This is a genomic window from Marinobacter sp. UBA3604, from assembly GCF_002375325.1.
In the GTDB taxonomy this organism is placed as follows: Bacteria; Pseudomonadota; Gammaproteobacteria; order Pseudomonadales; family Oleiphilaceae; genus Marinobacter; species Marinobacter salarius.
Map to the genome: position 1 here is coordinate 1 of NZ_DFMB01000019.1, position 23,375 is coordinate 23,375.

A 23,375-nucleotide genomic window follows, 5' to 3' on the forward strand; every position below is an offset into this window, starting at 1 on the left:
GGTACCCTCTACGCCCTGGACAACCACGACAAGCACACCCTGTACGGTGGCACCGAGGACATGCGCCTGATCTGCGCCTTCAACCCGCCGGTGACCGGCCAGGAAGTCCATGACGAGGACGGCGCCTACCTGTCGGACAGCAGCGATAACTGATCCGACTGACTGCCGATCTGATCGCTGGGACACTGCCAGAGCGACTGCTGGCGGTAGCGCTGTTGCTTTGACTGGTACGTCCATGCCGGCGAATCCAGATCATGCCTGGACACCTTTATTGATGACACCGTCCATAGCGATCTGCCAGATAAAATCACCAATGGCGTCGAGTGAATGGACTCCGTTCCGGTCGAACCAGGTTGCAACCCAGTTGAGCGCCCCAAGGCCGATCAGGCGAAGCAAACGGCCGTCAACATTCTGCCGGACCACGCCCTGCGCAATCATTGTTTCGAGGATACCGGCCCACAGGGACTCGTACTGGTCACGCAGTTCGATGATTTCCTTACTAGCCTCCGGGCCCAGCGCCCGCCATTCAAACAACAGCACGTAAACCGCATCCGAACCTAACAACAGGGCTCGCAGATGTGCGTTGATACAAAGACGCAAACGCTCAACCGGGTCGTCCGAGCTGGCGTAAGCCGACTCGACCTCTGCGGTAACCAGGTCGACTCCCCGGCGCATCAGCTCGACAAGCAGCGCTTCGGCAATCTACTTGAGCGACGTCCTTTCAAAACCTTTCTCACGAAAAAGCCTGGCTGAGTTAAAGACGATCTGTGGCGTCAAGAGGGCCAATGTTCCGAAAAAACAGTTTAAGTAAGCTTTTTTGCTGAACAGCATCTGACCGCCTCAACAAGCGCTGTATAGATGTACTGACAACAATAACGAGAAAACGGAGCATATTAATGCCTAAGACTCCCCTTTTTACTAAGGGCCCTACCTCTTGCCTTGCAATCGCAATTCTGTCCGCTGGGGGTTCTTTTCCCACTCAGGCCAGCATGGGCAACATCGGCACCACCTACGGGGTAATGGCAGCCGACGTGGCTACAGCGCAATCCCTGTCTATGTTCAACGATCAGGTGTCTGCCACTTACTATAACCCGGCTTATCTGACAAAAGATCCCCGGGGAGAGCTGACCCTAGGCCTGCTTCATGCAGAACAGGAACTGAGAGCGGATGGCCCCCTGCGGGATGGCGACGTACTCGCCGACTCACCGAGTCAGCATGTGCTCATCGGCATGAAAACAAATCTTTCTTCCTTGACCCGTTTTAAGCACCCCATTTACTTTGGCTTCATCGCGGGAGTAGAGAAGTATGGCAAGGAACTGCTGGCCTTCAGTTCAAACACATCAGAAAGCGGCCAGTTCATGGAGTATGGCAGGGAACCCCTGTTCCTCAATATCGGTGGTGCCACCAACATCTGGCGAGGTATTGACGCCGGAATCTCGGCAAGAGTCACCCTCGAAGCCACAGCCAAGCTGGATACGTTATCGAACCTGGCCGGTGAGACACGACGTGAGCGCCTGTCAGTCAATGCCGAACCCTCTGTAAAGTCGATTCTCAGTACCTCCATCGACTGGGGCAAAACTTTCTGCCCTGAAAGCGGCTGTTGGTTGAGCGGCTGGGAAACGGCCCTTGCTTACCGGGCAGAATCATCGGCTTCCACCAGTATCGACGCAAACGTCATTGTCGACCAGACGATTCCCGATCCGGGGCTTGCGCTTGCGGTTACCACGATAGACTCCTTTCAGCCGGAAATCTGGGTCGTCGGCACCCAGTATAAAGGTGACGGCTGGCGTATTGGCGGCAGTGTAGAACAACAGAACTGGTCAGGCCTGGAAGATAAATTTACCAGCGACACCATCAAGGATCAGAACAGCCTTTCCCCCGCTGCCCGTATGCAGTTTGAGGACACCCTGACTCCCCGCCTCGGTGGCGAGTACATGCTGAACGACAATTTTACCTTCCGTGCCGGCGTCGCCTATGAAGAATCCCCTCTGAAAACCACCCGAAACCCGGAAATCAACTACCTGGACACAGACAAGATTTCTGTCGGGCTTGGCTTAAGTGCCACCTACAACCGGACCCGTCTTCTGGCCTACCCCGTTCGCGTGGACCTCGGTTACCAGTACCAGATGCTGCAAGAGCGTGACTTCACCATTGTCGACTTCAATGGCAATGAAGAAGACGTTACTGCAGACGGCGATATTCACGTGTTCAGCGGCTCAATTACGCTGAGATTTTGAAGAGGTACGGCATGAAAAAAACCACTATTGCATTGATTGTCACCACAGCACTCGCAGGCTGCGGGGATAGCGGCGACCAGCAGACCGTTACCCGGGCTCCGACACCCGGATCGCTGACATTTACCTATCCGGCTGACAGTACGCCCCCGGGCGGCGATCAGCCCGGTGTCACGTCCACCGTTCCCACAACAACACCTGTCTTCCTGCGTTTCAACAAGTCCATCGACACACCGCTGACCGACATTCCTGACTCTCTGATCCTGAGGGATGCCACCGGGAACGAGGTTACCCTCACAGACGTGATGTTCACTGATGAAGACAAGATGGGGCTTGCGGCAAAGCCGGACAAGGCGCTTGCACCGGGAACCAGCTACACCCTGACCGCAGAGGGACTTCAGGTTGGCGGCGCACCAGTGTCCCTGACCGCGGACGGAATCAAATTCAAGACAGCACCGGCAACATCCGGCCCGCTTCTGAGCCAGACCGAAGGTACCGGATTTGAACTGGCGCGAACCATTCCGGACGGAGGGAACGACTACCCCGTCACGGACTTTACGACATTCCGGCTTCAGTTTACCGAGCCCGTCGACCCGCAATCGGTGGTTTACGGCCAGACCATCCGCCTGGCGGACCAGGCCGGCGAACCGGTCAATGCCGAAGTATACGTCAAGGACCACCGGGTTACGGTGGATCCGGAAGGCTACCTGGATCCGGCCCGAACCTATAACCTGACCGTGACCAGCGGCATAAAAAGCGCTCTGCTGGGTGACACCCTGTCCGAAGATCGCACACTGACCTTCAACCCGACCGACTCCCGCTCTCCGACTGGCAAGCGCCAGATCATGGCTCAGGTAGCTGAAAACATGCCAGGCCAACTGCCACTGACGGGTGCCGATTACAATTCGGTAAACCTGAGCTCCCTTCTTCTGGGCGAAGAGAACCCGACCAGTGTCGCCGGCACTGTGTTCGCGGAACTGGGTTTTATTCCCAAGTTTGAGGCGGCCGCTCAGAGCATTCCGTTGAGGATCGAACGGGGCACCTTGCTCACCGGAAGCTCTGTAGAAGTCAGCATCGCGGGGGCTGTGCCGGCCGGGTTCGAGTCCGAAGCCGTCGGGGTTCGCTTTCTCTCGGATGCCAATGGTTTCCTGATACCCAACCCCTATACCGATGCAGTGGATGCACCCCGGGTGCTCGAACTCTACATCGATATGGCCCTGAATACCGGGAACACCGTTACCAACGGCGCCCTTGGCCAACAGCTCATGCACGTGCAACTGGTGGGCACTGCCCTCGTCGAAGACGGAAAGCTGAGCATCGAAGCCGTTGGTGTTATTGAGCCGGACGTGATGGGCATTGACACAGCCTCAGGCCTGATTTCCTTCAAGCTGAACGGCTTCCGCAACGTCGAAGATGCCCCGCTACAGGCCGACTTTGCGGACACCGCAGCGCCCTTCATCAAGAGCTGGGTCCCCGGGGAACACTCCAACATACAGAGGCCTTCTGACCCTTTGATTGTCTATTTCTCGGAACCTCTCCTTCCGTCATCCATCAATCCGGACAATATCACCCTCATCGCCAATGACGGCACCACATCGGCAGAGGTTGCCTTTAAATCCCGGCTTGACGGTCCGGCTCTCGTTATCCGGCCAACCGAGCCGTTAACGCATGGCATCGATTATACCCTTACGATGGACGGCCTTGTTGACCTGTCGGGTAATCCGATGGCCAGCACAAGCCGTAATTTCAGGCTCGACCCAACGGCGGAGGTTCCGCCAGCTGACGTTGGTCCGATTGCCCTTACAACCCTTCCTGGTTACCCATGCGCCAAGACGGACCTGGATGCCCAGCCCGGAAAACAGGGGCGGTGTCTTGGTGGCATCACGAGCCAGACCCCTGCTTCCGCGAATTTTGGACAGCGCCCGCTGGATGATTTGCTGCCCATAACCGAGCATCCGGCCAGCGAGCCTATTATCGTGCGCTTCTCACAGGATATCGATCCGGACTCCATTGTGGCCGGCGAAACTGTTGTTGTGGAAAAGCAGGACGAGAACGGCAGCTGGCAGTCAGTTGAAGGTTATAGTCTTAGCCTCCTCAATGGTCGTGAACTGAGAGCCGTACCACTCGACAAGTGGGAGCAAGGAACAAACTACCGTTACGTGCTGACCGATGGTATTACCAATCAACAGGGTATCCCCCTGTACAGCAGGCTCCTGAGCCAGTACGCCGACCCGGGAAGGAGCCTCGGGGACCTTTCGTCAGGCGGACAACCGCTTGAAAACCGGTTTGTTGCCAGAGATATAACCAAAACCTCCGTGCTTCTGCCGCTGAAAAATCTCCCGAGCAGGGATGTGAATGCTAATCTGAAGCTGGACCCGGAAGAGCCTGATGCCATCAGCGGAATTCCTGAAAATTCCATGAAGCTTGCCATCACGGAGATCAGTAGCGGGGTGCTTGAGGATAACGGGCAGATAGGCTGTGAAGTAGGCACCGAAGCTTGCGATGAGTTCAAAAAATTCATTTTTCTGACAGCAAACCTTGATGTTGAGATAGTGGGTGAACCAACCGTTGCCGAAGATGGCAGCACGCGAGTGCCTGTGAAGTTGCATCCGTCGGTACTCCTTACCACGCCTAGCGACATCTGGGTCAATCTGAGCAGTCAGTTGCTCGCAGTACTTGCGACCAGTGATTTACAGACCTCTCAAGAGTTTGACACCGGACCCCTCGCCTTGCGTATGCGTTACCAGGGCGAAAACCGCGACGGCCTGATTGATGGTGTGATTCTACAAAAAGACGGTCAGCTGACCTTCGAGACCGAGCTGGATGTTTACCTTGATGCACCGTATCTGAACGTTAGGCTGAGCGGACTGGCGAACACCCGCCTTGAGGATAATCTGCGCAGCTATCCAATTAATGGATTGAAGCTCTCTGGACCGATAACCTTCCTTGATGATGGCAGGATCGTCATAGAACAACGAAATGTTGAGCCGATTGTGCTGTCAACGAGGCTTTTGGGGCGAGCAACTGTGGGCTTGCTTGAAGAGGAGTCTGCAATTTGTAGTATCGGAACAGGTCTTCTTTGCCGCCTATTGGGCGGGGTTGTTAATGGAGTAGTAAACTCAGTGATCGACGTAGATACTGAGCTCACAATACAAGTTGCACCGAATGAACTTCAGCTCAGGTATGTGTCTCCCTACACGCAAAAGTGATGAAACCTGACACAGGGCCAGTCTCCGGACTGGCCCTTTTTCCGTCGAAACCGAAAACAGATCACCCCGGGAAGATGCCCCCTGCCAATAGTCCGGTTCTGCAACCAGCAGAGCACCGGTTACTTTTCACTCACTATAAAAGCCCGCGCAGTCGCGCTTCAGTGACTGCCTGAACCCGGCTGGTTACTTCAAGTTCGCTGAAAATCCTTTTCAGATGCCATTTGACAGCATCCTCAGTCACAAGAAGCCTCTCAGCGATCGCTTTGTTGGTCATTCCGCTGCTTATACACTTCAGTATGGAAATCTGCCTGACCGTGATAACGGAGTCGGTATGTCCCGGTACTGGTGGAGCGCTGAGGTCTTCTGCCCGGACTTCCGGGTCCCTTGTAGTGGCCGCTTCAGCGGTGTCTGGCGGATCATCAAAGAGATTCCGGGCAAGGGGACTCAGAGAAAGCAGCGCTTCTTTTATCCATAGCGGTGTAAAGTGGCAATTCAGATGCTCCGCATGCAGGTTGGCATCAAGAATCAGGCGCTTCGCCGGTTTTGAGGAACCCAGGGCAAACGCTGCCAGGGCCTGGCAATACTGGGCGGCGACCCTGGTTCTGGCATCGGAGATGGCGCTGGCAGCCTGAAGCGCCTCTCTGGCATAGTTCCCGGCCACACCAAACTGCTTCCCAAGCCTTAGCCTGTACATTGATTTCACTAAAGCAATGCGCGCCTGAATGGCCCGGTTTTGATTAGGCAGAAATGACAGCTCGGATTCATCGGGGAGTATGGGTGGCTCCAATTCCTCGTTGTTCAGGAGGGTGAACTCAGCCAACTGAACTTTTGTCAGGATATTGAGGCGCGGGAGCTCACGCTCGCTGGCGGCCAGGCGAGCCTGCTCCAACAGGGCCATGGCCCTGTCCCGCAACCCCTGGTGGTACAGCAAACGGCTGCATGCCTGTGTGCATCCACACAGAATGTCGGTAACGCCATAATTCAAGGCGAAATCAAAGGATATCTGTGCAGATTCCGGGGAAACCTGGTGATGATCCTGTTCGAGCAGAATTTGTAACTCAAGAACACCAAGCATCTTGTTTAAAAAGCTTTTTGGTACGCCAATCTTTTCTGCGGTTTTATTCGCCTGACGCAACAGGTACATTGCCCGGACCATGTCGCCTTTGAACAATTCTGTCTGGATTTCCGCCGTTTTAAGCCAGATAAACGCGTAGAGTTGATTGGATGACTGGTTGGCCACCGCCGCTCTGTGCAATAGTTCTTCTAACTCTTCAAAGCGGCGATCGCTGGAGGCAATGAATGCCTGGCATGTAAGGGCCGCGCCTTTACCGACCATATTGCGATCGCCAAAGGCATCAATCCACTTTTCACAGAGCGTCTGGCTCTCCGACAATTCATCCTGTGTGGCTTTACCTATTGCCTTAACCAGTTCCCGCCAGCCTTCCTCATCAAGGTTGCCCAGCCCCCTGGAAATCGGATGGTCCGAACTGGCCAGCATTTCCTCTGCCTGCCGCGCCTGCTGGCTGAAATACAGGGTCCAGGCATATCCTATGCCTAAGGAAGCGATTTTTTTTATCGTGCGGACCGGCACCTTTTCAAACCACGTGCGAAGCACTTCAATTTCACCTTGCCGGAGCGCCACGTCCAGTATGATGCTGTCACTGACCACGCGCGCCCACCGATGGTCACTAGCCTCCAGGGCGACGTTGATTGAATGGAGGTACTCTCCCCTGCGCCAATGCCAGAACGCAACGCGTTTCAGTACATACGAACGACGCTCCCGTTGAGTGGCATTAAACACACTACGCAAATACCCTCTCAGCACAGGGTGCATGGCCAGGCGCTCGCCGGAGGAAACGGTGGGGGCTAAAAGTGCAAATTTTTCGTTAACAAACGAAATTTCCTGATCAGCCTGCTGCGTTTTATAGACATAGTCATAGCACTCCGCGCTGACCTCCTCGAGCATCGCGGCGTTGCAAACAAACCTTCGCGCATGTCTGGGTAGCACGGACAAGAGATTGTCCCTGAAATACGAGCGGGTTTCCGGCCAGGATTCGGGAGGCAGGTCCGGGTTCGGGGTTTGGCGCATCAGTCTGACGAGTGCGGGCCATCCGCCCGTGGCTTGTATAATGTTGCCTGCTTCGGAGCCACCTATACCCGTTACCTCACCAAGCTTCTCCGGCTCCTTTAGGTCCTCTTCTGTAAAGGCAAGCTCATCAGCACCATAGGTCACAACACCCGTCATCAGCGACAAACGCGGCAATGCCCCGGCGCTGCCGGGCGCAATAAAAAATTTTACATTGTCCGGTGTTTCACAGATCAGATCCTCAATCAGATCCCCGTTATCCGCCCCTTCACCGGGCCCGTCAAGGCAAATTCTTATGGTCTTTCTTGCATTGAACAAGGCGTCCCGAAGCGCTTCGATGGTGTCAGTGTCACTTTTCAGCGCTTCCCGGGATTCAGGTCCTTCAATCTGGTATAAAACCAACGCCGCAAACAGGCTGTCAGTGACTTCGCGCGGGTCCGGGTAGGATCGTCCATTGATATAGACGGCGCTCTCGTGTTCCGGATCACGACGGTTTGCTGCCAGGGCGACCTGTACAGATTTTCCGTAGCCCGGCGGAGCCCGGTACAGAACGACTTTTGCCTCAGGCGTCGCAGAAGCACCCAGGCGCTGGCGGTCTGTACAGCCTTGAGTGATGAAGCGCTGACGACCCCACATCCGGCCGGACATCCTTCGACACCAGTCTTCCAGGCTATGGTGTGTCATGACAGTCAAGTCTCCCGCTTTGCCAGCCCGGAACGCGAGCGCGCCAGGGCATGACGTATATCGACCGTTATCCGGCGCCAAACCTACCCGTTCGGGTAGTTGTTTGACCCCAACTTATAGCCAATCCTGTAACTGCGTACAACCGGCCCGCTCATCTGAGTGGCCCGTTGTGCGCGATGCAAAACAATACAATATGTAAAAAGATGATGAATCTAATAACAATAAGGTGATCCTCATGTCAATGTCAGAAAATGTACTAACAGAGTCCCTTCAAAGGGACCCTGGTGCCGAAAACTATGTGGACAGAAAGCGCCACCTGTGGATCCTTTCTGTGCTGTGGCCAGCAACACCTCTTATAGGCCTTTATCTGGTCGCCCAGACCGGATGGAGCATCTGGTACGGATTGGTGTTGATCCTTTGGTATGGCGCAGTTCCCTTGATTGATGCCATGTTTGGAGAGGATTTTTCCAACCCCCCCGAGTCGGCTGTGCCTCGGCTTGAACAGGATCGTTACTATCGGGTACTGACCTACTTGACGGTTCCTATTCACTATGCCGCCTTGATTGTCAGTGCCTGGTGGGTATCCACGCAACCAATGAGTGTTTTCGAGTTTCTGGCATTGGCCCTTTCCCTGGGAATCGTGAATGGCCTGGCTCTGAACACAGGCCACGAACTTGGCCATAAAAAAGAAACGTTTGACCGTTGGATGGCGAAGCTTGTCCTCGCCGTGGTCGGATATGGTCATTTCTTCATTGAGCACAATAAGGGGCATCACCGTGATGTGGCTACGCCGATGGACCCGGCGACATCCCGCATGGGCGAGTCCATTTACTCATTCTCACTGCGTGAAATTCCCGGTGCTTTCAAGCGGGCATGGGATTTAGAGGAACAGCGCCTCAGTCGTTGTGGAAAAAGTGTCTGGAGCCTGGAGAACGAAGTTCTTCAGCCTATGATTTTGACCGCTGTGCTTTATGCGGGATTGCTGGCGTTTTTTGGCCCGTTAATGCTGATCTTTTTGCCCATTCAAATGGCCTTTGGCTGGTGGCAGCTGACCAGCGCCAACTACATTGAGCATTACGGATTGCTGCGCGAGAAGATGTCGGATGGACGTTATGAGCGTCAACAACCGCACCACTCATGGAACTCAAACCATATTATGTCGAACCTGATTCTGTTTCATTTGCAACGACATTCCGACCATCACGCCCATCCTACAAGGTCCTATCAATCGCTTCGCGACTTCAAAGACCTGCCTTCCTTACCATCGGGATATCCCGGAATGTTCCTGGCCGCAATGTTTCCCTCATGGTTTCGGTCGATAATGGACCACCGGGTGCTGGATTGGGCTAAAGGAGATCTCGATAAGATTCAGATTCAACCCGGCAAGCGTGAATTCTATGTGCGTAAATTTGGTGGGACTGATTCTGAATCAGTCGATACCGCAGCGTCTAAATGATCGGCTAATTAGAACTTATATACGTCGTTTACTTTATTTACGTTGCAGAAAAAGAGCCTCTGACGTGCACCTGAAAGAGGGTGCGCGTCGGGCGCTACCAAAACAAAGACAATAATATCGTTTGAAAGGTGCTTTAAATGGCTAAACATCAATGCCCGGATTGTGGTTATGTATACGACGAAGTGGTTGGTGATCCGCACGAAGGCTTTCCTGCAGGAACGACCTGGGAAAAAATTCCTGAAGACTGGTCCTGTCCAGACTGTGCCGTCAGGGATAAGGTTGACTTCGTTGCGCTTCAAGAAGCGAACTCGGAACTTTCGGTGTCCGCAACCAATATAGCGGTCCGTACTGCCAGCCAAGCTAAGACCGAGGGAGCATCGCAGAAAGCAACGGACGCATCTACTCCTTCAGCTAAAAATAAAACAAAGCCCAAAGCGAAACCGAAGCCTACCTCTTCAAAATCGCCCAAAGACTCGACTCAAAAAGATACCTATCGGAAGTGGGTCTGCATCACTTGCGGCCATATCTACGATGAAGCTCTCGGAGATGAAGCCGAAGGCTTCCCTGCCGGCACTCGTTTTGAAGATATTCCAGACGATTGGTGCTGTCCGGACTGTGGTGCCACAAAAGAGGACTATGTCCTCTATGAAGACTAATAATCCGATTTAAAATAACAACAGTCTCGTTCGGAAAGAGGTGATTTTATAATGCAGATTGCTAGTCTGGCGGAGGTTGGGCTGCCCAATGTGTCAACCAGCGATACGATTGATTCAACGTTCGCGGCCCTAAAGCGGGCACAACTTGCGCGTCGCGGAAGTTTTACCTTAGAGGCTCGAATAGCGCAGCTCGACCAGCTGCGGGATTCAATTAAACGCTACGAATCAAACATCATTGCGGCTTGCGCGGCGGACTTTCGAAAACCCGCTCCAGAAGTCAAATTAACTGAACTCCTGCCGGTGCTTCAGGAAATTCGACACACTAAAAAACACTTGCGTAAATGGATGCGTCCGAAGCGAGTGGCTGCATCCATTGGTGTTTGGGGTACGAGGTCTTATGTTCGGCCAGAGCCAAAGGGTGTGTGTTTAATTATCGCGCCATGGAATTATCCTCTCAATCTTGCGCTCGGACCTCTCGTCTCAGCGTTGGCTGCGGGGAACGGAGCTATCATCAAACCCTCGGAAATGACACCCCACACCTCAAAGGTGATTGCCAACATTGTCGCCGAAACCTTCCCCCCCGATCTTGTTTCGGTGATTGAAGGCGATGCCGCTGTAGCCCAGAAACTGTTGGCCCTGCCCTTCGACCACATATTCTTCACTGGCAGCCCTGCGGTCGGCAAGCTGGTCATGGAGGCTGCGGCCAGGAACCTTTCCTCGGTGACACTGGAACTGGGGGGAAAATCCCCGACCATTGTAGGCCCGGATGCCAACATCAAGAAGGCTGCCCGATACATTGTCTGGGGGAAGTTTGCCAATAATGGCCAGACCTGCATCGCTCCGGACCATGTTTTTGTACACAGAAGCATTGCAGCCCCATTCAATGAAGCACTTAAACAGCAAATCGGGCGCATCTACGGGAAAACGCCGGAAGCCCGGCAATCGACGCCTGACTATTGCCGGATTGTAAATGCCCGTCATTTCCAGCGCGTGTCAAGCCTGATAGAAGATGCCAAAAGCAAAGGCGCAAACGTCTTTGAAGGCGGTATTACAGATGCTGAAGAAAATTTCATTGCGCCGACGTTGATTGCAAATATGTCCAGCGACATGGATATCTCACGTGAGGAGTTATTCGGCCCGATATTACCGGTTATTGAGTTCGATGATATTGATTCAGTTATCAACAAAATCAACGATAACCCCAAGCCACTGGCGCTTTACGTATTCGACCAGAACAAGTCTTTTGCCAGAAATATTATCGAACGAACGAGTTCCGGCGCTGCAGGGATTAACCTTACAGTCGTGCACTTCCTGCATCCGGACCTGCCTTTTGGCGGAGTGAATAATTCTGGAATAGGGGCATCCCACGGTGAATACGGTTTCCGCGCTTTTTCCCATGAAAAGGCGCTGATGGAGGATAAGCATTCTCTCATCCACCTGCTTTTTCCTCCCTATACACGCTGGGTCCGGCGGCTCATAGATGCTGCTGTTCGTATTCTGGGCTGAGCATAATCCAATAACAAGAGAGTCACTATGTACGATTACATTATTGTTGGCGCCGGGTCGGCTGGCTGTGTATTGGCTAACCGACTGACTGCCGATCCCTCGAAGCGAGTAGCGTTACTTGAAGCAGGGCCAAAGGATAAGAGCCCGCTCATACATATGCCTGTGGGTATTGCACTTCTTGCCAATAGCAAGCAGGTGAACTGGGCCTTCGAAACCGAGCCTCAGGAACATCTCAAGGGGCGCCGTCTGTTCTGGCCCCGGGGTAAAACTCTTGGCGGCTCCTCCTCCATCAACGCCATGGTCTACATCCGGGGCCACAAAGCCGATTATGAACACTGGGGTCAGGCTGCCGGAACCGACCTTTGGGGATGGGACCGCGCATTAACATTGTTTCGCCGACTGGAAGATAACGAACGTTTCGGACCGGATGCTTACCACGGCAAGGGCGGTGAACTCAGCGTAAGCGATCTGAGATCGGTCAATCCGTTAAGTCGGGATTTTGTTCGCGCCGCTTCCCATGTGGATGTCCCGGTGAACACGGATTTCAATGGCGAAACGCAAGAGGGACTGGGCCCCTACCAGGTGACACAAAAAAATGGTCGGCGCTGGAGTTCGGCGCAGGCGTTTCTGCGTGGCGCAGAGAAACGGCCTAACCTCGATGTGCTAACGGACGCTCGGGTAACCCGGGTGGTAATGGATGGCCAGCGGGCGGTTGGGGTGACACTGAACCAAGGGGGCGAATATCGCCAGCTCAGACTCAATAATGGCGGTGAAGTCATTTTGTCCGGCGGGGCGGTTAATTCACCACAGCTACTTTTGCTTTCCGGAATCGGTGATCGCGAAGAGCTTCGGAAACACGGAATCCCTCTGGTCCATCACCTTCCTGAGGTGGGCAAGAATCTGGTCGATCATTTGGATATTACGCTGATGCACGCGGCGAACTCACGTTTGCCTATTGGTGTTGCCCCCAGCTTCCTGCTTCGGGGAGTGAGCGCACTTTTTTCCTATATTTTTGCGCGACGCGGGTTTCTCACCAGTAATGTAGCCGAGGCAGGAGGCTTTGTTAAATCCAGCCCTTCGTGTGAACGACCGAATGTGCAATTCCATTTTTTGCCAACTTTTTTGAAGGATCATGGGCGAAAAGTGATGACCGGGTATGGCTACACCTTACACATTTGCGATCTGCTGCCCAAAAGCCGGGGTTTTATTGGACTGAAAAGCCCTGATCCATTAGCCGATCCGTTGATTCAGCCCAATTATCTGAGTGACCCCGAAGACATCAAGACAATGATTTCCGCCGTTAAATTCGGGCGACGAGTACTCGCGGCACCGACAATGGCTTTGCATAGTAAGCGAGAAGTCATGCCCGGAAACTCTGTGTCCTCGGACGATCAGATTGCGGACTTCATCCGGGAAAATGCAGAGACTATCTACCACCCCGTTGGCACCTGCCGTATGGGCGTGGATCCGGAGTCAGTCGTTGATCCAGAGTTGAAAGTCAGAGGCATTGAAGGGCTTAGAGTCGTCGATGCTTCGATAATGCCCAGTTTGGTTGCCGGTAACACCAACGCACCCACCATGATGATTGCCGAAAATGCAGCCGACATCCTCCTGGGAAATGTCACGGTTCAGGCTCGGGTTATGACGCCCACGCCCACCGCGGACACTACTGACGCCAACTATTCCGTCCCACGAGCAGTAGAAATGGAGAGGAGATAAACGTGCTTGGCAAAATGATGAACGTAGAACTCACCGTGAATTCTTTGATCGACCATGCTGCTCGCTACCATGGAGACGCTGAGATTGTGTCGATAGGAACGGATGGAAATCCCAGTCGATCTGACTGGGCAACTGTTTCGAGGCGGTCGCGACAACTTGCGTCGGCGCTTCGAACGGCAGGCTATGTCCAGGGGGATCGGTGCGCGACCATTTGTTGGAATAACGTGGGGCACCTGGAATGTTATCTTGGCATCTCTGGTGGCGGGATGGTGTGTCACACCATTAACCCGCGACTGTTTCCAGAACAACTCGTTTACGTTATCAACAATGCTCAAGACAAAGCCATATTCTTTGACAAAACGTTCCTTTCGATTGTTTCAAATATCCGTGACCGACTGGAGACGGTTGAGGAATTTGTATTGATGTCCGAACCGGACGAAGAAATTGCAGCGCAATTTCCAGGATTGTTGTTTTATGAAGAGTTTCTCCAGCGAGGAACGCCTAACGCGAATTGGCCTGAAATCGCCGAAAACCAGGCTTCAAGCCTCTGCTATACATCGGGCACCACTGGAAATCCCAAAGGGGTGCTCTATTCACACCGCTCCACCGTTCTGCACGCGCTGGTAGCTGCTCAACCTGACGCACTGAATTTATCGGCACGGGACGTGGTGATGCCGGTTGTTCCTATGTTTCACGTAAATGCGTGGGGGGTACCCTACATTACGGCGATGGTTGGAGCCAAACTGGTGTTGCCTGGTCCCGGCCTGGATGGACAAAGTTTGGTCAAGCTTATCGATTCAGAAAGCGTAACGATTGCGCTGGGTGTGCCCACGATTTGGCAGGGACTTCTTTCGGCTTTGGACGAGCTTGGCTCCTCGGCAAAGACGCTCAAACGGACGGTGATAGGTGGTAGCGCTTGCCCTCCCTCAATGATGTCAGAGTTTCGTGGTAAGTACGGCGTAGATGTTGTCCATGCATGGGGAATGACTGAAACATCACCGATCGGAACCGTCAATGCACTGCTGGCGAAACACGATACCCTTTTAGAAGGAGAAAGAAATAAAATCCGTGAAAGCCAAGGACGGCCTCCCTACGGGGTGCAGCTCAAAATTGTGGGAGAAGACGGCCATCAACTGCCCGAAGATGGCGTTGCTCAGGGAAATCTCCGTATCCGTGGTCATTGGGTGGTAGCCGACTACTTTGGTTTTGAGCCAAATCAGACTCTTGAGGAAGACGGTTGGTTCGAGACAGGTGATGTTGCTTCGATCAATGATGATGGGTTTATGACAATACGTGACCGCTCAAAAGATATTATTAAATCTGGTGGGGAATGGATATCGACAGTCGAATTGGAGGGAATCGCAATGGGCCATTCTGCCATCAATGAAGCTGCTGTGGTGGCGGCCTCCCATGATAAATGGGATGAACGACCGATCCTGTTGGCAGTAAAAATACCCGACGCAAATATTACGGAGGAGGAACTTCTTGCTCATTATCAGGGAAAAGTCGCCAAGTGGCAGACCCCGGATCGCGTGATTTTTGTGGAAGCATTGCCACGCAATGCCACTGGGAAAGTATTAAAAAACAAGTTGCGCTCTGAATATGGGGAAGTGTTAGTCAATAAACCGGCAAGCTAGGGAAGGTCTGAATAACTGCTGATATTTGCCCATCTTGGGTTTAAACGGCAAAAAATCGAAGATTCAGACACTATTTTCCCTTTATTTGTGTGTTTTTTGCCCGTTTCCCGCCATTTTGGCGGAAAACAGGCGCACTGGCCCTACGCCAGCATGTATTTTTCACCGATCAGCAGGTTGCTAAACGCGGCCAGCAAATGCAACCGGTTGCTGTTCTTGGCAAGGCCGCGATAGCGGACCTTGCCATAACCAAAGACCCGCTTGATGTACCGGAAGGGATGCTCGACCTTGGCACGAACACTGGCTTTGATCTTCTCTGCTTTCAGTTTGTCGGCATCCAGCGTCTTCCGGGTGCCAGGCCGTTTGGCAATGAACCAGGAGACGTTTTTGCGGTGCTTATGCTCATCCCGCTTCTGAATGCCAAGGTAACCGGCGTCGCCGAAGACTCGTTGCTCTTCACCATGCAGCAGCTTGTCGGTGGGCACGATGTCGTGAACATTGGCAGCGGTGGTATCAATGCTATGAATCAGACCGAACGTGTCGTCGACACCAATGTGCATTTTCATGCCGAAGTGCCATTCGTTGCCCTTTCTGGTCTGGTGCATCTCCGGATCACGCTTGCCAGTTTGGTTCTTGGTGGAGCTGGGAGCAGAGATGATGGTGGCATCTACGATGCTTCCTTCACGCAACATCAAGCCGTTTTTCTCCAGGTGTTTGTTCACCTCTTTAAACAGCGCCTTGCCAAGACCGTGCTGCTCCAGGAAATGCCGGAAGTTGAGAATCGTCGTCTCATCTGGCAAACGGTCCAGCTTCAGACCCGCGAAGTGCCGCATGGATTCGATCTCGTACAGCGCGTCTTCCATGGCCGGATCGCTCAAGTTATAGAACAACTGCATGCAGTGAACCCGCAGCATGGCAGGCAGCGGATAAGGGGGCCGTCCGTTCCGGCCCTTCGGGTAATAACGGGCTACCTTCTTCTCCAACTGCTTCCACGGAATCAGCTTGTCCATCCGTTCCAGAAAGATCTCGCGACGGGTCTTGCGCTTCTTGGTCTGGTATTCGGCTTCGGAGAAGGTGATCTGATCCATGCTGGCAACGATCCTATGCGATTGACGATGGCCGTATTATCGCTGATTTTGGAGACTTATTCAGAGCCTCCTTAGAAAAGCAGTACTTCACAAAGCTGTCAGGTGTCTAGGATATTGGGGCTTGCCACACTGCGAAATCGAAGGGGGTATCGATGAAGCAGGTTATCAAGAATCTCCATCGGCAAATCGGTCTTCCAGTACGTTAATAAAACGTTGGTCTCAGTTAGCCACAAAAACGTGTTCGATGCCATGACGAACAAAGACTGATCATGTTCGCGGCGCATACATTGTACTCGCCAATTACAGAAAGCTAAGGAAGGTCTGAATAACCGTCGATTTTCACCAGCATCCGTTTGAGCCAGCAGAAAACGGAAAATTCAGACGCAACTCTCCATTTATTTGTATGTTTTCTGCCCGTTTCCCGCCATTTTGGCGGAAAATAGGCACACTGCCCCTATGCCAGCAGGTATTTTTCACCGATTAACAGATTACTGAACGCGGCCAACAAGTGCAGCCGGTTGGTGTTTTTCGACAGGCCGCGATAGCGAACCTTGTTGTAGCCGAACACCTGCTTGATGTACCGGAACGGATGTTCCACTTTTGAGGGGATGCTGGCTTTGATTTTCTCGGCTTTCAGCTTGTCAGCATTCAGGGCCTTCCGTGAACCCGGGCGCTTGGCGATGAACCAAGACACATTTTTACGGTGCTTGTGCTCGCCTCGCTTTTGTATGCCGAGGTAGCCGGCATCACCAAAGACTCGGCGCTCTTCACCGTGCAGCAGTTTGCCGGAAGGCACAATGTCATGGACATTGGCAGCAGTGGTGTCGATGCTATGGATAAGGCCCAGTGTGTCGTCGACGCCAATGTGCATCTTCATGCCGAACTGCCATTCGTTGCCCTTTCGGGTTTGGTGCATCTCCGGATCGCGCTTGCCAGAACTGTTCTTTGTGGAGCTGGACGCAGAGATGATGGTGGCATCAACAATGCTGCCTTCACGCAGCATCAGGCCGTTTTTCTCCAGGTGCTTGTTCACCTCTTTGAACAGCACCTTGCCGAGACCATGCTGCTCCAGAAAATGACGGAACTTAAGGATCGTTGTTTCGTCTGGCAGACGATCGAGCTTCAGGCCAGCGAACTGGCGCATGGATTCGATCTCGTACAATGCATCTTCCATGGCCGGATCGCTGAGGTTATAGAACAACTGCATGCAGTGAACGCGCAGCATGGCAGACAAAGGATAGGGAGGCCGTCCGTTCTGGCCCTTGGGGTAATAACGGGCTACCTTCTTTTCCAGCTGCTTCCACGGAATCAGCTTGTCCATCCGTTCCAGAAAGATCTCGCGGCGGGTTTTGCGCTTTTTGGTCTGGTACTCGGCTTCGGAGAAGGTGATCTGATCCATGGTGGCAACGATCCTATGCGGTTGACGACGGCCGTATTATCGCTGATTTTGGGGACTTATTCAGAGTCTCCCTAAGTGACCCAAATCATTTCTTTCATCATATGTTCGAGAATTCCCAAACTTGAGGCCTACGCCAGCAGATATTTTTCACCGATCAAAAGGTTGCTGAATGCAGCCAGCAAACGTTATTTAAAAACCTCTAACCGTTTAGTTGAGTAATAGATTGCCATCAGCACTGGTACGTCCTTGCTATAAAAAACTGTTTCATTAGCGCCATACCTTTGATTCAATTGGTCAAGTGTCCTGATATCAATATCGGATGTCAGAACCCGCCTCCCATTTACATCTCCAAAAAGCCTGAATCTCACTCTGTTTGACTTACAGACTGCCTGCAGTTTGAACCCTGAGTAGCCCGTTCTTGGATGCCACTTTCCAACGGCTTCAACAGTGACACTTCCAACAGAAGAGGCCGAAAACATTAAGTGCTTGGTGTGATTTAACCAAGATTCAGTGATATACACCTCAACCCATAGCGGTCGCGCAAAGTCACAATCTTTTATTGTTAAGAGGATCAAGTTCATATTTATTGGCTCACTCCGGTGACTGGCTGCTTCGGTTGCCACGCAACATATTGCCTTCAACTCTGGAGCCTTCCGTTCACCAAAGATTTCAGTTCAGTATCCGGATCCTCTATTAGTTCCGGGTTGATCGTTCTGCGTTGTTGAACGAGTGTCTTGCCTACCAAAAAAGCAAGGGGCAGGTTGACCGCGTCAACAGCAATAACACAGCCTTCGCGGAGATAGAACACGGCAAATCCTTTATCCTCGGGGGTGCCTCGAACCACTCGCTGATCATGATTTTGCGACAATCCTACCATCTGCAGACGAACATCGTACTGGTTTGACCAGAACCATGGAACGCTATCATAGGGTTTCTCCTCACCCATCAGGGTTGCCGCGGCTGTACGAGCCTGATCGACAGCATTGGCGACAGACTCGAGTCGTTGCATCTTCTCGAAGAAAAGATTCCGGTGCCGGGTGCAGTCACCGATCGCCAAGATGGCGGGGTCCTCGGTACGGGTAAATTCGTCAACAATAATACCGTTATCACAGGGCAGGCCGGCGTCCTTAGCCAGAGCGGTTTCCGGGATAATGCCGATCGACACAAGGACGATGTCGGCCGGTACGGTGCTTCCGTCCGCCAACGTCACGCCAGCCACATGCCCCTGATCGCCCGCTTCGAAGCCGGTTACCGCTGTGTTCAGACGTACGTCCACGCCGGCGCCACGGTGTTTGTCGTAAAGGAACGCTGATATTTCCGGGCCCGTAACGCGCTGCATAAGACGTTCGGCGGCTTCTAGCACCGTGACATTAACACCTTTTTTGTTGGCACTGGCCGCCACCTCAAGGCCGATGTAACCACCACCCACGACGACCAGGCGCTTTCCAGCAACTAACTGTTCACGCAGTACCTCTGAATCAGCTATGTCGTGCAGGTAATGAATGCCATTTAAGTCAGCCCCGGGCGCGTTCAGGTGTCGAAGGTGTGACCCGGTGGCCAGGACCAGTCGATCGTATTGCAGCCTGCTCTGATCCGACAAGCTGATGGTGCTACTGTCCCGATCAATTTGTTCGACGCGCACACCGAGCCGCAACTGATGGCCTGCGTTCTCGTATACCGAGCGCGGTTTCAGGTACAGCGACTCCTGATCAACGTCTCCTGTCAGGTAATTCTTGGACAGCGGCGGTCGATGGTAGGGCGGATGAGGTTCATTCCCCACCAGAACGACCTCATGTTGATATTTTTTTTGGAGTAAGGCTGTCAGGAGGGCACCTGCTGCGTGCCCACCGCCAACAATGACCGTCCTCTCTTTACGTTTGCTTACCATAGGCTATCTCTTTCGCTGTGCCCTGGGATTGGACTCTCCACACGTTCGGATGCCATCCTGGTCAATCGGTTAATTAACTGTTCGGTGTCAGTTTGACCATCAACCTGGAATAGCCCCGCACGAAGTTGGACTGCACCCGCTCGGGCTCTTCGACGACTTCGATGTTGTCAAAACGCTTGAGTATTTCTTCCCAGAGGATGCGCAGTTGCAGTTCAGCCAGACGGTTGCCCATGCAACGGTGAACCCCATAGCCGAACGACATGTGGTTTCGTGCGTCCTTGCGATCAATGATGAACTGATCGGGGTTGTCAAATTTGCGCTCGTCCCGGTTACCCGACGCGTACCACATGACAACTCGATCACCCTTCTTGATGGTCTGGCCGCCCAGTTCGACATCCTGCTTGGCGATTCGGCGCATATAGGCCAGCGGCGTTTGCCAGCGGATGATTTCCGACACCATGTTCGGAATCAACTCCGGTTTTGCCTTCAATTTTTCAAATTCCCTGGGGAATTCGTTCATGGCCACCAGGCCACCACTCATCGAGTTGCGCGTCGTATCGTTGCCGCCGACTATGAGCAGCGTCAAATTACCGATAAACTCCATCGGCCGATTGATCAGGTCTTTCGTTTCTTTGTTGCTCTGCAACAGGCTGATCAAATCGAAACCGGGCTCCTCGCCTGCTGCGCGGCGCGCCTCCTTGTCCCGCCAAAGCCTGGAGAAAGACCGGGCCATGTCTGCCGCGTCGTCAAACATGGCATTTTCATCGGCAAACTCCCCGCCGGTGGCCGATGCTGCACCTGCCATTCTGTCCGACCACTCAACCAGCTTGTGGCGTTCCTCGTAAGGAAAATCCAGAAGCGTCGCCAGCATGCGGCCTGTGAGTTCCTTGGAAACAGCAGGTACCCAGTTAAAGGGTTTGTCTGTAGGCAGGCTGTCAAGCACATCGCCGGTGCGTGATCGGATCAGCCCCTCCATCTCCTTCAGGTTTTTCGGTGCCACTACTCCCTGCACCGAGCTGCGCTGCACATCGTGTTTCGGCGGATCCATCGCTATGAACATTTCCACCGACAGCCCCTCCGGAGGGTCACCGAGAATGATTTGCGGCTCGGCGGAAAACAGGTCGTGACTCTTATCCACGAACAGGATGTCTTCAAACCGAGTTACCGACCAGAAGGGGCCGAAAGGGCTGTTCTTCTGGTAATGGACCGGCGCCTCATCACGCAACCGTTTGAAATAGGCGCGCCACTGACCCTGCCGGTATAAAAACGGATTGCTGACATCGATGTCCTCAAGGGCCAGCGTGTTAACGTCCGGGATGGGTGTTTCAACGAATTCGGGCATCGGTCGGCGTGGGCCGAAGGTCTTCCTCTTGGCGCTCATTAAGAATTTCAGTCCCTGAATTTGCCTCTGCATCGGCACCACCCTGGAGGTGGCGTTAATCAGTCGGGACTGAATGTCGTCAAATGTTCTGGGCAGTGTTGGCATGCGTCCTCCTGTGTTCACATCTGGAACTCGGGTAAATGCACGGTCATGCCGTCCATTTCATCAGTCAGTACCACCTGGCAGCCCAGGCGCGAAGTGCTCGCCCGCTCCGGTGTCATTGACAGCATTTGTTCTTCCTCATTGCCAGGCGTGCCTGTCTTGCTGAACCATTCGTTCGTGACGATAACGTGGCAGGTACCGCAGGCGCACTCCCCCCCACAATCCCCGTCGATACCGGGAATGGCGCTATCAACAGCGATTTGCATTACCGAGGAACCAGCTTTGAATTCTGCGACATGTTCAGTTTGATCATGTTCGATAAACGTAACTTTGCCCAATGTTGTTCTCCTACCAGCATTGATGATTGACAGATATTGCCTGTCTGCCAGCATATTTTTCAGGTCATTTCTTGACAAGCAGGGGTCATTTGAAGACAAAATGGCGAAACTTTAGGAAGGGGGGTATCAATGATGGCGGCGCGGAAGAAAATGGAGGAGTTGCAAAGTCCCGGTCCGGATATTCCATCGAATTACTCACGGCTAGTTGCACGTGAGCTGAATCTGACAGCCAGACAACTTCCGCGTCTGCTGCGGGGCACTGGACTTGGGGTGACGCAATTTTTGAGCGAGGACGGACTGCTTACTGTGGCTCAGCAGATACAGATCCTGCGTAATGCAATGGATCTGTCCGGCCAGCCAGAATTTGGGTTAAGGCTGGGTAAACGAATGACTCCGGCAACCCACGGAGCAATGGGGTTCGTGGCTTACAGCAGCCCCGACCTCCTCACTGCTCTACACGCGATTCGGACATTCCTGCCCACGCGCGCGAGCTTCATCCAGTTGCACTTGCAGCAAGTCGGTGAGCGTTTGGAATGTATTCTGCAGTACCTGGGGCCATTAGACGATGACATACAGCGTTGCCTGTCGGATGCGATGGTCAAGGCACTTTTCGAATTCGGCGAGTTCATGGTTGGCCGCCCTTTGCGCGAGGCTGAAGTATGCTTTGCCCATCCGAAACCCGAGTATCACGCAACGTATTCGGACTTTTTGTCCGGGCAGATTCACTTTGATTGCAGCCAATTAAAACTCAGCTTGCCGATGGCCTTGTGTCGGGAACCAAACGCCTCTGCCAATCATGAAAACTATCATCTGGCCATGCGACAGTGTGAAGCCATGCTTGCGCAACTTCAGTCCGATAAGCCAAGCTACCAGACCCGGCTGAAGAAGATGATGTTGTCCCGGCCGCCGGGAACGCTCAGTGAAGAGGAAGCGGCTGCTTCTCTGTTCATCAGCAAACGCACCCTGGCGCGTAAACTCAACCATGAAGGCAGCAGTTTTCGAAAAATCCGTGACGAGATTCTGTCTCAGCAGGCAGCGCTATACCTGCGTGACAGCGAACTGTCAATCGAGGCCATTGCCGCGTTGATGAATTATCACGACAGTGCCAATTTCAGACGCGCCTTCAAACGCTGGTTTGGCCAGCCACCTGAGCAATTCAGGCTAAACGTCAGATCACACACCATCTATACACGTGATTAACAAACATAAACCGGCGCTAATTACGCTTGGGGAGCCAGTGCCTATGTTCGTACACTTTTCCTGATTACACCATCCATGATGACGTTCCAGACAAAATCACCAATGCCGTCGAGTGTATAGACACCTTTCGGATCAAACCAGGTTGCGACCCAGTTGAGCGCCCCGAGGCCGATTAGGCGAAGCAGGCGAGCATTGACATCCTTCCGAATCACGCCTTGCTCAATCATCGTTTCGATGATCTCGGCCCAAAGGGATTCATACTGGTCACGCAAAGCGATGATGTCCCCGCGGGCCTCCGCGCTCAGTGAACGCCACTCAAACAAAAGTACGTAAACCGTATCCGAATCAACCAGCAGGGCGTGCAAATGTGCGTTGATACAAAGACGCAATCGTTCCACGGGATCGTCCGAGCTGGCGTACGCGGTTTCAACCTCTGTTGTAACCAGGTCTACTCCCCGACGCATCAGCTCAACGAGCAGCGCTTCCTTGCTGCTGTAACGATAATACAGACTTCCGGGCAGCATATTGCAGGCTTCGGCAATCTCCTTTAGAGACGTCCTTTCAAAACCTTTCTCTCGAAAGAGCCGGGCGGCGTTAGACAAAACGTTACCCTGATCGCCTAATTTGCTTGCAGGGGTAATCTGTCTGTCAACCATGGCTTAACCATCTCCTGAGCAATCCCGTTTATTAATCATCAGAGCAGCCATCATTCGATTCGTTTCACTGATCGCACGCCATTACACCGGTGCCGTGCCATTTGGATTAACAAAGTGTTGACTTTTGGTTGGTTGACCA

Annotated in this window: 17 protein-coding genes; 9 read left to right on the forward strand and 8 right to left on the reverse strand. The window is 53.1% G+C overall.

Annotation, left to right across the window (positions count from 1 at the left end; all coding sequences use genetic code 11):
* A partial coding sequence (locus B2590_RS05485; RefSeq protein WP_286847905.1) for an ectoine synthase occupies positions 1-153 on the forward strand: 153 nt, incomplete at its 5' end.
* A 99-nt stretch (positions 154-252) separates the two neighbouring features.
* Here the strand turns inward: B2590_RS05485 and B2590_RS05490 are convergent.
* Positions 253-675, reverse strand: a complete 423-nt coding sequence (locus B2590_RS05490) for a TetR/AcrR family transcriptional regulator C-terminal domain-containing protein (RefSeq protein ID WP_011784155.1) — start codon at positions 673-675, stop codon at positions 253-255.
* Positions 676-896: 221 nt separating this feature from the next.
* Here B2590_RS05490 and aupA point away from each other — a divergent pair, with 221 nt between their 5' ends.
* Positions 897-2,237: an alkane uptake protein AupA gene (gene aupA, locus B2590_RS05495; RefSeq protein ID WP_036219378.1), complete on the forward strand. Its 1,341-nt coding sequence runs from the start codon at positions 897-899 to the stop codon at positions 2,235-2,237.
* 11 nt (positions 2,238-2,248) lie between these two features.
* Positions 2,249-5,443, forward strand: coding sequence for an Ig-like domain-containing protein (locus tag B2590_RS05500; protein WP_011784152.1), 3,195 nt, complete (start codon positions 2,249-2,251; stop codon positions 5,441-5,443).
* A 133-nt stretch (positions 5,444-5,576) separates the two neighbouring features.
* On the opposite strand, the gene B2590_RS05505 is transcribed toward B2590_RS05500, so the two are convergent.
* Positions 5,577-8,213 carry a response regulator transcription factor gene (locus tag B2590_RS05505; RefSeq protein WP_011784151.1) on the reverse strand — a complete coding sequence of 879 codons (2,637 nt, stop codon included), beginning with the start codon at positions 8,211-8,213 and terminating at the stop codon, positions 5,577-5,579.
* Positions 8,214-8,448: 235 nt separating this feature from the next.
* On the opposite strand from B2590_RS05505, the gene B2590_RS05510 reads away from it, so the two are divergent.
* The 5 genes from B2590_RS05510 (at position 8,449) to B2590_RS05535 (ending at position 15,187) form a co-directional block, all read left to right on the forward strand.
* Positions 8,449-9,669: an alkane 1-monooxygenase gene (locus tag B2590_RS05510; RefSeq protein ID WP_011784150.1), complete on the forward strand. Its 1,221-nt coding sequence runs from the start codon at positions 8,449-8,451 to the stop codon at positions 9,667-9,669.
* 137 nt (positions 9,670-9,806) lie between these two features.
* Positions 9,807-10,325, forward strand: a complete 519-nt coding sequence (locus B2590_RS19240) for a rubredoxin (RefSeq protein ID WP_011784149.1) — start codon at positions 9,807-9,809, stop codon at positions 10,323-10,325.
* A gap of 51 nt (positions 10,326-10,376) precedes the next feature.
* A complete protein-coding gene (locus B2590_RS05525) occupies positions 10,377-11,831 on the forward strand; it encodes an aldehyde dehydrogenase family protein (RefSeq protein WP_011784148.1) in 1,455 nt (484 codons plus the stop codon).
* Positions 11,832-11,858: 27 nt separating this feature from the next.
* Complete coding sequence (locus B2590_RS05530) at positions 11,859-13,550, forward strand: GMC family oxidoreductase (protein WP_011784147.1); 1,692 nt, start codon at positions 11,859-11,861, stop codon at positions 13,548-13,550.
* 2 nt (positions 13,551-13,552) lie between these two features.
* The gene (locus tag B2590_RS05535; RefSeq protein WP_036219380.1) at positions 13,553-15,187 is read left to right on the forward strand and encodes a long-chain-fatty-acid--CoA ligase; all 1,635 of its coding nucleotides are present in this window, start codon (positions 13,553-13,555) and stop codon (positions 15,185-15,187) included.
* 140 nt (positions 15,188-15,327) lie between these two features.
* On the opposite strand, the gene B2590_RS05540 is transcribed toward B2590_RS05535, so the two are convergent.
* From B2590_RS05540 to B2590_RS05560, 5 genes are all read right to left on the reverse strand, one after another.
* A complete protein-coding gene (locus B2590_RS05540; RefSeq protein ID WP_011784145.1) occupies positions 15,328-16,272 on the reverse strand; it encodes an IS5 family transposase in 945 nt (314 codons plus the stop codon).
* A gap of 454 nt (positions 16,273-16,726) precedes the next feature.
* Positions 16,727-17,671 carry an IS5 family transposase gene (locus B2590_RS05545; RefSeq protein ID WP_011784144.1) on the reverse strand — a complete coding sequence of 315 codons (945 nt, stop codon included), beginning with the start codon at positions 17,669-17,671 and terminating at the stop codon, positions 16,727-16,729.
* 637 nt (positions 17,672-18,308) lie between these two features.
* A complete protein-coding gene (locus B2590_RS05550; protein WP_011784143.1) occupies positions 18,309-19,559 on the reverse strand; it encodes an NAD(P)/FAD-dependent oxidoreductase in 1,251 nt (416 codons plus the stop codon).
* A 73-nt stretch (positions 19,560-19,632) separates the two neighbouring features.
* Positions 19,633-21,045 carry a cytochrome P450 gene (locus B2590_RS05555; RefSeq protein ID WP_011784142.1) on the reverse strand — a complete coding sequence of 471 codons (1,413 nt, stop codon included), beginning with the start codon at positions 21,043-21,045 and terminating at the stop codon, positions 19,633-19,635.
* Between the two features lie 14 nt (positions 21,046-21,059).
* A complete protein-coding gene (locus tag B2590_RS05560; RefSeq protein ID WP_031209878.1) occupies positions 21,060-21,380 on the reverse strand; it encodes a 2Fe-2S iron-sulfur cluster-binding protein in 321 nt (106 codons plus the stop codon).
* 129 nt (positions 21,381-21,509) lie between these two features.
* On the opposite strand from B2590_RS05560, the gene B2590_RS05565 reads away from it, so the two are divergent.
* Positions 21,510-22,580 carry an AraC family transcriptional regulator gene (locus B2590_RS05565; RefSeq protein ID WP_011784140.1) on the forward strand — a complete coding sequence of 357 codons (1,071 nt, stop codon included), beginning with the start codon at positions 21,510-21,512 and terminating at the stop codon, positions 22,578-22,580.
* A gap of 41 nt (positions 22,581-22,621) precedes the next feature.
* Here B2590_RS05565 and B2590_RS05570 read toward each other — a convergent pair whose 3' ends face one another.
* Complete coding sequence (locus B2590_RS05570; RefSeq protein WP_011784139.1) at positions 22,622-23,236, reverse strand: TetR/AcrR family transcriptional regulator; 615 nt, start codon at positions 23,234-23,236, stop codon at positions 22,622-22,624.
* Positions 23,237-23,375: the final 139 nt, after the last annotated feature.